The following is a 9417-nucleotide window of genomic DNA, read 5'->3' as shown; positions in this document are numbered from 1 at the left end:
TTTTTTCGGCTTGTGCACGAATTCGATCGGGTCTTCGACGGTGATGATGTGGTTGCTGGAGTTTTCGTTGCGGTGATCGATCATCGAAGCCAGCGTGGTGGATTTGCCGGAACCGGTCGGGCCGGTGACGAGTACGAGGCCACGCGGCACGTCAATAATGTCCACGAATTTTTCCGGCGCTTTCAGGTCTTCCAGCGACAGCACCCGGCTTGGAATGGTACGGAACACCACGGCAAGACCGCGGTTCTGGTTGAAGACGTTAACCCGGAAACGGGCGATACCCTTGACTTCGGTGGAGAAGTCCGCTTCCCAGTGCTCTTCAAAGTTCTTCACCTGCGAGTCGGTCATGATGGAATAAATCATGTCGCGCAGTTGCTGGCGGTCCAGCGGCGGCAGGTTGAGACGCTTGATATCGCCGTCCCGGTCATCTCTCCGGCTTTCTGCCTGACTGCAAAATCCCGCCAAGCGGCGTAAATACTGGATCTATCAAGCGGCGTTAGTCCTACCTGTTGCCACATATGCAGATGTTATCCCCTGATAATCATCACTCCTGTCTTTGTGAAAATAACCGTGGAATTTCTAGATTTTTTTTACTATTTCAGTTAATCTTATTCAAGATTTATCAATCGTAGGGGGTGGAGAATCTTGTTTTTACCGGAACTTTAAAATTATTAAAGCGTTTTCCCACGGAATGATTAATCACCGGAATGCCGCAATCAGGGGCATTCCGCCCATCAGAGGAGTTTTCTTATGTCGGAACCCACCCCGCAAACGGCGCAGCAAGGCCTGCCCACGCTGCCCCAAAGTACTATCTGGATGATCAGCTTCGGTTTTCTCGGCGTGCAGACGGCCTTCACCCTGCAAAGCTCGCAGATGAGCCGCATTTTCCAAACACTCGGCGCTGACCCGCACAGTCTCGGCTGGTTCTTTATCCTGCCGCCGCTGGCGGGTCTTTTGGTACAGCCCATCGTCGGCCATTATTCGGACCGCACTTGGGCAACTTGTCTCTTGGGTCGGGGCCTGCCGTATCTGCTGTATGGCGCGCTGATTGCCGTGCTGGTCATGATTTTGATGCCGAACTCCGGCAGTTTCGGCTTTGGCCCGCTTGCCGCGCTGGTATTTGGCGCGCTGATGATTGCCCTGCTGGATGTGTCGTCCAACATGGCAATGCAGCCGTTCAAGATGATGGTCGGCGATATGGTTAACGACGAGCAGAAGAGTTATGCCTACGGTATTCAGAGTTTTCTCGCCAATGCCGGTTCGGTGATTGCCGCCGTGTTGCCGTTCGTGTTCGCCTATATCGGTCTTGCCAACACGGCACCGGCGGGCGTAGTGCCGCAGACGGTGGTGGTCGCGTTTTATGTCGGCGCGGCGCTGCTCGTCATCACCAGCGCCTTCACGATTTTCAAGGTGAAGGAGTACGACCCTGCCACTTATGCGCGTTATCACGGTATTTCGGTACAGGACAATCAGGACAAGGTGAGCTGGCTGACGCTGCTGAAAACCGCGCCCAAGGCCTTTTGGACGGTGTCATTGACGCAGTTTTTCTGCTGGTTTGCCTTCCAGTATTTGTGGACGTATTCCGCAGGCGCGATTGCCGCCAATGTCTGGCAGACCACAGACGCCGCTTCTGCCGGTTACCAAGAAGCGGGCAACTGGTACGGGATGCTGGCGGCGGTGCAGTCCATCGCGGCAGTCGCGTGCTCGTATGTGCTGGCGAAGGTGCCGAACCAGTTCCATAAGCACGGTTATTTCGCCTGTCTGGCACTGGGTGCGCTGGGTTTCCTCTCCATCGCCTATGTCGGCAATAAATATGTGCTGATTCTGTCCTTTATCCTGGTCGGCATTGCCTGGGCGGGGATTATCACTTACCCGCTGACAATCGTGACCAATGCCCTTTCCGGCAAACATATGGGCACCTATCTCGGCCTCTTTAACGGCTCGATTTGCCTGCCGCAGATTGTCGCTTCGCTTATGAGTTTCGGCCTCTACCCGTTATTGGGCGGCACACAGGCCAATATGTTTATTGCCGCCGGGATCATCCTGCTTGCCGGCGCGTTTTCGGTGTTCCTGATTAAGGAAACGCACGCCAAGACGGATCACGCCTGATGGATGCGCTGTCCAAACCGTTCGGCACCCTGCACGGGGTGCCGGTCGTCGGCTATTACCTGGAAAATGCGCGCGGTACACAGGTGTGCGTGCTCAATCTTGGCGGTATCGTCCAGGATTACTCGCTGCGCACAGATAATGGCCGCCTGCCGCTGGTCATCGGCTACGACAACGCCGCCGATTATGTGCAGAACCCGTTTCAGATTAACAAGCAGATTGGCCGCGTCGCCGGGCGCATCGCCGGGGCCGCATTTGACCTCTTCGGCACACCCTGCCGCGTGGAGGCGAACGAAGGGCGTAACGCCCTGCACGGCGGTTCGCACGGGCTGGCGGGGACGCTCTTCACCGTGCAGCGTCTGGATGCGCAGTTACTGCGCCTCAGCACGACCGTGACTGCGGCGCAGGACGGCTACCCCGGCGACCTTGAACTCAGCATTGATTACCAGCTGGACGCGGATGACTGCCTCATCCTCCGCTACGAAGCGACGGCGCACGGCGACACCGTGTTTGACCCGACCCTGCACATCTACTGGCGTCTGCCGCGCGGCCTGCACGGCTGCACCCTGCACATCCCGCAGGGCGAACATATCGCCGTCGATGCGGAAAAACTGCCGCTCAATGCAGACGACAACCCCGCTTACGACTTCCGCCACGCGCGTCCGCTGGATGATGCCGTGCGCGCAAGCGGGGGTTTTGACGACATCTACCGCGTCCCCGCTGACATCCGCCAGGCAGCAGCCATCCTGAGCACCCCCGACTACCGCGTCCGCCTCTATGGCGACCGCAACGGCCTGATTATATTCACCGCCGCGCCGCAGGACGGCACCGCGCATGACGCGGGCACTTATGACGCGCTCGCCACCGAACTGCAAACCCTGCCCAACAGCCTGCACCGTCCCGAATACGGCGACATCCGCCTCAAAGACGGCGCGCGCCACCAATCCACCATCATCTTCCAACCCGAAAGAGGACTCTGATATGTACCTGAGAATCATGGAAATCCACCCCTGGAGCATCCGCAGCACCAAACTGGAAAAAGAACACAAGCGCCTGCAAGAAAGCCTGACCAGCCTCGGCAACGGCTATATGGGCATGCGCGGCAACTTCGAAGAAACCTACAGCGGCGACAGCCACCTCGGCACCTACATCGGCGGCGTGTGGTTCCCGGACAAAACCCGCGTCGGCTGGTGGAAAAACGGCTACCCCAAATACTTCGGCAAAGCCATTAACGCCTTGAATTACAGCAAAGTCGCCATCTACGTTGACGGCCAGGAAGTTGACCTCGGCAAACACGCCCCCACCGACTTCGTCCTCGAACTCGACATGCACAGTGGCGTCCTGCACCGCCAGTTCACCCTCTTTGGCGTCCAGTTCCGCATCAGCAAATTCCTCTCCGTCGCGCAAAAAGAACTGGCGCTCATCCGCTGGGACATCGCTGCCAGCGACGGCAAAACCCACAAAGTACGCATCGACGCCGTCATTGACGCCGACGTGAAAAACGAAGACGCCAACTACGAAGAAAAATTCTGGCAAGTACTGGCGCGCGATGTTGCCGCCGACCGTGGCAGCATTGCCACCCAAACCGTCGCCAACCCCTTCGGCGTTGACCAATTCATCGTCAACGCCGAACAAACCTTCGCCGGCGACTTCACCGCCACCGGCCACGACAGCAGCGACTGGCGCGTGACCAACCGCTTCGAAGCCGAAGTAGGCGCGGCGCCGAAAACCTTTGAAAAACGCGTCATCATCACCACCAGCCGCGACTACGACGGTCTCGCCGCCGTACAAAAAGCCGGACGCGACCTCTCCGCGAAAATCAGCGGACACAACCACGCCGACCTCCTCGCCGCCCACGAAGCGGGCTGGAAACAGCGCTGGGATATCGCCGACGTCGTCATCAGCGGCAACGACGAAGCCCAACAAGGCATCCGCTTCAACCTCTTCCAGTTATTCGCCACCTACTACGGCGAAGACGCCCGCCTCAACATCGGCCCCAAAGGCTTCACCGGCGAAAAATACGGCGGCGCCACCTACTGGGACACCGAAGCCTACGCCGTACCACTCTACCTCGCTCTGGCCGAGCCGAACGTCACCCGCAACCTGCTCAAATACCGCCACAACCAGTTGCCGCAGGCCCAGCACAACGCCCGACAGCAAGGCCTCGCCGGCGCGCTCTACCCGATGGTTACCTTCACCGGCGTCGAATGCCACAACGAATGGGAAATCACCTTCGAAGAAATCCACCGCAACGGTGCCATCCCTTACGCCATCTACAACTACACCAACTACACCGGCGACGACAGCTACCTCGCCAAAGAAGGTCTGGAAGTGCTGGTCGAAGTCTCGCGCTTCTGGGCGGATCGCGTCCACTACTCCAAACGCCACGGCAAATACATGATCCACGGCGTGACCGGGCCGAACGAATACGAAAACAACATCAACAACAACTGGTACACCAACACCCTCGCTGCCTGGGTACTGCAATACACCCTGGACGCCCTGCAAAAACACCCGCGCCCCGATCTCAACGTCAGCGACGCCGAGCGCGGCAAATGGCAGGACATCATCGCGAACATGTACTATCCCGAAGACAAAGAACAGGGCATCTTCGTCCAGCACGACGGCTTCCTCGACAAAGACATCCGCCCCGTCTCCGCCCTCTCGCCGGACGACCTGCCGCTGAACCAAAAATGGTCGTGGGACAAAATCCTGCGCTCGCCCTTCATCAAACAGGCCGACGTCCTGCAAGGCATCTACTTCTTTGGCGACCGCTACACCCTCGACGAAAAACGGCGCAACTTCGACTACTACGAACCGATGACCGTACACGAAAGCTCGCTGTCGCCCTCCATCCACGCCATCCTCGCCGCCGAACTCGGCAAAGAAGCCAAAGCCGTGGAAATGTACCAGCGCACCGCCCGCCTCGACCTCGATAACTACAACAACGACACCGAAGACGGCCTGCACATCACCTCCATGACCGGTTCATGGCTGGCCATCGTCCAGGGCTTCGCACAAATGAAAACCTGGGGTGGCACCCTCAGCTTCGCGCCCTTCCTGCCATCAGACTGGACAGGCTACACCTTCCATATCAACTACCGTGGCCGCCTGATAAAAATAGAAGTGGACGGCAAAAACGTCACCCTGCGCCTGCTCAAAGGTGACGCCCTGCCGCTTAAACTCTACGGCGAAACCCTGACCCTGAAAGACAGCCACAGCGCGCCACTGCAAAAAAACGGGTAAAAAACCACAGAGACAAATCCTTTCCCCCGCTTGCGGGGGAAAGTGTCGCGCAGCGACGCAAGGGAAGACTATGCGCAAACCCTGCGTACGCCACTTGACGAATCTCTCAACACAGGAGAACAACCATGACCTACCAAGCCGTCCTCTTCGACCTTGACGGCGTCATCACCGACACTGCCGAATACCACTACCTGGCCTGGAAAAAACTCGCCGAAGAACAGGGCATCCATATCGACCGCGCCTTCAACGAACAACTCAAAGGCGTCTCGCGTGACGATTCCTTGCGCCGCATTCTCGCCCACGGCGGCAAAAGCGTGGACGATGCCGAATTTGCCCGCCTGACCACACGCAAAAACGACAACTACGTCGAAATGATTCAGGCCGTCCGTCCTGAAGACGTGTACCCGGGCATCCTCGCCCTGCTGCAAGCCCTGCGCGCGGCGGGCAAAAAAATCGCACTGGCCTCGGCGAGCAAAAACGGCCCCTTCCTGCTCGAAAAAATGCAGCTCACCGCCTACTTCGACGCCATTGCCGACCCTGCCGCCGTCGCCCACTCCAAACCGGCGCCGGACATTTTCCTCGCCGCCGCGCAAGGCGTGGGGGTGGACATCCGCGCCTGCATCGGCATTGAAGACGCCGCCGCCGGCATCACCGCCATCAAAGCCGCCGGTGCGCTGCCTGTCGGCGTGGGCAAAGCAGAAGACCTGGGCAGTGACATTGCCCTCGTCCCCGATACTGCCCACCTGACTCTCGCCTATCTAGATGAAGTTTGGGCGGCGCTGCATTGAAGCATCAATGCGACAAACAAAAATAAAAAGTCCCATGATGGAGCCTTTTTTCTTCTACCGAACTTGCGATAAAAAAACCGGCTTGACGCCGGTTTTTTTATCGCAGAAAGCGGTTTATTTCTTGCCGTATTTGCGTTTGAAGCGATCCACACGACCGGCAGTATCAACAATGTTCTGTTTGCCGGTATAGAACGGGTGAGATTGGCTGCTGATATCAACGCGCACCAGCGGATATTCTTTACCATCGGTCCAATTCGCCGCGCAAGCGACCATGGGGCGCGACGTCGTTTTCGACCTCAAGCGCGTCGAAGGCTACCGCAACTTCTGCAACAAACTGTGGAATGCCGCCCGCTTCGTCCTCATGCAAACCGAAGGCCAGACAATAACCGCCGCGCCGTTCGCCGAAAAAAGCGCCACCTACCGCTTCGACTTCGCCGCGCAAGCCGTGTACGAATTCGTCTGGAACCAGTACTGCGACTGGTACCTCGAACTCGTCAAACCGGTGCTTGCCAAAACCAACGCCGATGAGGCCGAAAAAGCGCGCACCCGCCACACCCTGCTCGACGTCCTCGAACAAACCCTGCGCCTCATCCACCCGCTGATGCCCTTTATCAGCGAAGAAATCTGGCAGCAGACCGCGCCCGCGCTCGGCATCAACGGCGACACCCTCATGCGCCAGCCCTACCCGCAGGCGACAAACGGCAGCGACCCAGAAGCCGACGCCGAAATCCACTGGCTGCAACAAACCCTGCTTGGCGTGCGCAAAATCCGCGCCGACATGAACATCGCCCCCGGCAAAGCGTTGCCGCTCATCATCGGCGGGCAAGACGCAGCCGCCGCGCGCCACCTCGTCCAGCAAGAGCGCTGCCTGCTCGCGCTGGGGCGCCTCGAAAACGTGCGCGTCCTTGCCAAAGATGAGACCGAACCCGAAGCGGCTGCCTTTATGGTTGATGGCGCGAAAAACATGATTCCGCTCGCCGGCCTCATCGACAAAGACGCCGAACTGGCACGCCTCGACAAAGAAATCGAAAAACTGGCGAAAAACATCGCCCGCCTGCAAGGCCAGCTCGGCAACGAACGCTTCACTGCCAAAGCGCCGCCGGAGCTGGTCGCACAAACCCGCGCCCTGCTCGCCGCCGACGAAGAAACTGTCGCCGCGCTCAAAACCCAGCGGGAAAAAGTCGCGGCGATGTGAAAAGCGCCCGCGGCGGACGTATAGCAATCCACATAAAGTTTCAGACAAGGCGCGCCGCTGAAAACAGCGCCATAGATGGTGCACCTCAGCGCACCGTCGCGGAAATATTTGTTTCGATTCAATGGTGCGCCAAGGCGCACCCTATAACCCCCAGAACGAAACACCGCATGAGGTTTGCGGAGGATTGCTATACCCACGTCCGCCGCAGGGCTGAAGTCGTATCTTTGGCGGCTGATTCACGCCGCATCTTCTTGCGCGCGCTGCAAGAGAAGGCGCAATAACCCTTCTCGCAGCGATTTATGCCAACAACTGCCGGTTCTCCTGCCAGATATGGTTCAAATACTGCTGCACCTCGCGCACCGTGCTTTTTTTCACGCCGAGGGCGAGCGCGGTAGCGCCGAAAGTCGCGGCGGTGTCGGCAATCTGCTGGATGATTTTTTGCGCTTCCGGCCAGCGCGGGAAACCGGCGTGGGCGGCGAGCTGCTGCATGGTTTTCAGCGGCGGCGCTTTGCCGTAGCCGCCGAACGCGGTCATGTGTTCGCCGCGCGGGTGCGAGCTGTAAGTCGCGTCGTAGAACGGCGCCGGTTGCCAGTCGCCGCGGTCGTCTTGCAGGAACGCCCAGTTTTTGCCGTGGTCGTCGTGATTGGCAAGGAGCAGATTGAAGATGGCGCGCGCAAACTGGAGCCGCCCGATGGCAGGCGCGCGGCAGAGCTGCTTGCTCATTTTCAGCAGGTCGCTGTAATCGAGGCTGGGCAGACGGTAATCGGCATGAAGCAGGCCGCTGGCGCTGTGCAGGTGATAGCGGCCTTGCGCGGTGCAATCGAAGCGCTTGAGGGCGAGCCAGCGCTTGGCGCCGCTTTTCGCCGGGGCGTCGAACAGACGCCAGGCGCAGGGTTGCAGCCCGGCGCGTTCGGCCAGTTGCAGATAGGCGGCTTCGCACAGCCCTTCTTCGTGGCCAAGCGGCGGCAGATGGCGCGAGGTGTATTTGACGAGCCAGGCTTCATCGCCCGGCTGGGCGACGGTGTGGCAATAGCGCGGGTCGTCCGGCGCCATCCAGATTTGCGCTTTCGGACGCGCGCCGCCGGAGCTGCCGACGCGGATGAGTTCTTGCAGCACCTCTTCCGTCTGTCCGTCAAACACCGCCTGCGCGGCAAGACCGAGCGCGGCGTAATCGCGGTTTTCCGGCGGCGCTTGCGGTTGCCACAGCGGCTCGAAGCCAAGCGCCCCCATGCCGCGGTCACCGATGAAGGCGAGGCGGTCAAGCGCAGTCACTTGCGCGGGCAGGATGCCCTGTTGGCGGAAATGACGGTCTTGCAGGAGCATGCCCCAGCCGTCCGGCAGACAGTCGGCAAATACCCCATGCAGACCGTGCGGCAAACCGCGCGCCGCCAGTTGCACGCTGCCGTCAGCGCGTAGCTGGTAGGGCGAGAGGTTGCCATGCTGTTGCAGATAGGCCGCGTCATAGGCGAAGTACACGCCGTCGCGGTTTTGCGCCAACGTGCCGACCGCGACCTTGCGCCCGTCGGCGAGGGTGCGGCTGACGGCAAGGCGGCGCGTGGCTTCATAGGGGGTCATTGAGCACGTCCTCGATACTTTGCGGGGCGGCGCGCGCGGCGCCGGTGGTGAGCGCGTACAGCGCCTGCAAATCGTCCAGGCTTTGCCAGAGCAGGAGGAACTGGCGCAGCGAAATCTGCCCGGTCAGCTCGAATTTTTTGATGGTCGCCGCCGGAACGCCACTGCGCTCGGCAAGCTGCTCGCGCGAATAACCGCGTACCTTGCGCCGCCGCCGCAAATGAGCAGCGAGTGCGCTTTGTACATCGCCTTCGTCCAGGAGAGAAACGGATACCATAGTGTCTAAAATCGGCAAAAATGTCGTATTTTGGACACTATTATATCCAATTTGGGCGAGCGGCGTGCGGTTAGTCTGCGCTTATATAGCGCTCATCCGACTTGTGTTTAGGCGGTATCGTTGTGTGCTTTCGTGATGTGTCCAACCAGCGCAGCGCTATGCCTGCAACACGGCCTCTCCGCTGAAGGCGTCGAGGTTGTCGGCGTGGTCGCCGTTGGTTTCGATCCAGGCGC

The 9417-nt window shown here is 59.5% G+C and carries 9 protein-coding genes; 5 read left to right on the top strand and 4 right to left on the bottom strand.

Annotated elements, in window-relative coordinates; translation table 11 throughout:
• Positions 1-465: type IV pilus twitching motility protein PilT (locus ACO54Z_RS00045; protein WP_485995184.1), on the bottom strand; the 465-nt coding region annotated here is incomplete at its 3' end.
• A 285-nt stretch (positions 466-750) separates the two neighbouring features.
• Here ACO54Z_RS00045 and ACO54Z_RS00040 point away from each other — a divergent pair.
• The 4 genes from ACO54Z_RS00040 to pgmB all read left to right on the top strand — a co-directional run bounded on the left by ACO54Z_RS00040 (position 751) and on the right by pgmB (position 6140).
• Positions 751-2109 carry an SLC45 family MFS transporter gene (locus ACO54Z_RS00040; protein ID WP_485995183.1) on the top strand — a complete coding sequence of 453 codons (1359 nt, stop codon included), beginning with the start codon at positions 751-753 and terminating at the stop codon, positions 2107-2109.
• A complete protein-coding gene (locus ACO54Z_RS00035; protein ID WP_485995182.1) occupies positions 2109-3086 on the top strand; it encodes an aldose epimerase family protein in 978 nt (325 codons plus the stop codon). Before ACO54Z_RS00040 ends, ACO54Z_RS00035 begins: the two co-directional genes overlap by 1 nt.
• A gap of 1 nt (position 3087) precedes the next feature.
• On the top strand, positions 3088-5352 hold the full coding sequence (locus ACO54Z_RS00030; protein ID WP_485995181.1) for a glycoside hydrolase family 65 protein: 2265 nt from the start codon (positions 3088-3090) through the stop codon (positions 5350-5352).
• Positions 5353-5477: 125 nt separating this feature from the next.
• Positions 5478-6140, top strand: a complete 663-nt coding sequence (gene pgmB / locus ACO54Z_RS00025; RefSeq protein WP_485995180.1) for a beta-phosphoglucomutase — start codon at positions 5478-5480, stop codon at positions 6138-6140.
• Between the two features lie 114 nt (positions 6141-6254).
• Here pgmB and rpmE read toward each other — a convergent pair whose 3' ends face one another.
• A complete protein-coding gene (gene rpmE, locus ACO54Z_RS00020) occupies positions 6255-6440 on the bottom strand; it encodes a 50S ribosomal protein L31 (RefSeq protein ID WP_485995179.1) in 186 nt (61 codons plus the stop codon).
• Between rpmE and ACO54Z_RS00015 the strand changes: the two genes are divergently transcribed.
• Positions 6412-7335 (top strand): class I tRNA ligase family protein, encoded by a 924-nt coding sequence (locus tag ACO54Z_RS00015; RefSeq protein ID WP_485995178.1) that lies wholly within the window; start codon positions 6412-6414, stop codon positions 7333-7335. The genes rpmE and ACO54Z_RS00015 overlap by 29 nt on opposite strands.
• A gap of 297 nt (positions 7336-7632) precedes the next feature.
• Here ACO54Z_RS00015 and ACO54Z_RS00010 read toward each other — a convergent pair whose 3' ends face one another.
• Both ACO54Z_RS00010 and ACO54Z_RS00005 read right to left on the bottom strand, forming a co-directional pair.
• Positions 7633-8910 carry a type II toxin-antitoxin system HipA family toxin gene (locus tag ACO54Z_RS00010; protein WP_485995177.1) on the bottom strand — a complete coding sequence of 426 codons (1278 nt, stop codon included), beginning with the start codon at positions 8908-8910 and terminating at the stop codon, positions 7633-7635.
• Positions 8897-9184 (bottom strand): helix-turn-helix domain-containing protein, encoded by a 288-nt coding sequence (locus tag ACO54Z_RS00005; RefSeq protein WP_485995176.1) that lies wholly within the window; start codon positions 9182-9184, stop codon positions 8897-8899. Before ACO54Z_RS00005 ends, ACO54Z_RS00010 begins: the two co-directional genes overlap by 14 nt.
• Positions 9185-9417: the final 233 nt, after the last annotated feature.

The organism is Cardiobacterium sp. (assembly GCF_057314735.1).
The sequence above is the reverse complement of the archived record's forward strand: the minus strand, read 5'-3'. Positions and strand labels throughout refer to the sequence as shown.

What these genes read in the sequence shown, in the direction of transcription:
- ACO54Z_RS00005 (WP_485995176.1), bottom strand. Translation starts at nt 9,184, where the DNA reads ATGGTATCCGTTTCTCTCCTGGACGAAGGCGATGTACAAAGCGCACTC.
- ACO54Z_RS00030 (WP_485995181.1), top strand. Translation starts at nt 3,088, where the DNA reads ATGTACCTGAGAATCATGGAAATCCACCCCTGGAGCATCCGCAGCACC.
- ACO54Z_RS00040 (WP_485995183.1), top strand. Translation starts at nt 751, where the DNA reads ATGTCGGAACCCACCCCGCAAACGGCGCAGCAAGGCCTGCCCACGCTG.
- ACO54Z_RS00035 (WP_485995182.1), top strand. Translation starts at nt 2,109, where the DNA reads ATGGATGCGCTGTCCAAACCGTTCGGCACCCTGCACGGGGTGCCGGTC.
- ACO54Z_RS00010 (WP_485995177.1), bottom strand. Translation starts at nt 8,910, where the DNA reads ATGACCCCCTATGAAGCCACGCGCCGCCTTGCCGTCAGCCGCACCCTC.
- ACO54Z_RS00015 (WP_485995178.1), top strand. Translation starts at nt 6,412, where the DNA reads ATGGGGCGCGACGTCGTTTTCGACCTCAAGCGCGTCGAAGGCTACCGC.
- pgmB (WP_485995180.1), top strand. Translation starts at nt 5,478, where the DNA reads ATGACCTACCAAGCCGTCCTCTTCGACCTTGACGGCGTCATCACCGAC.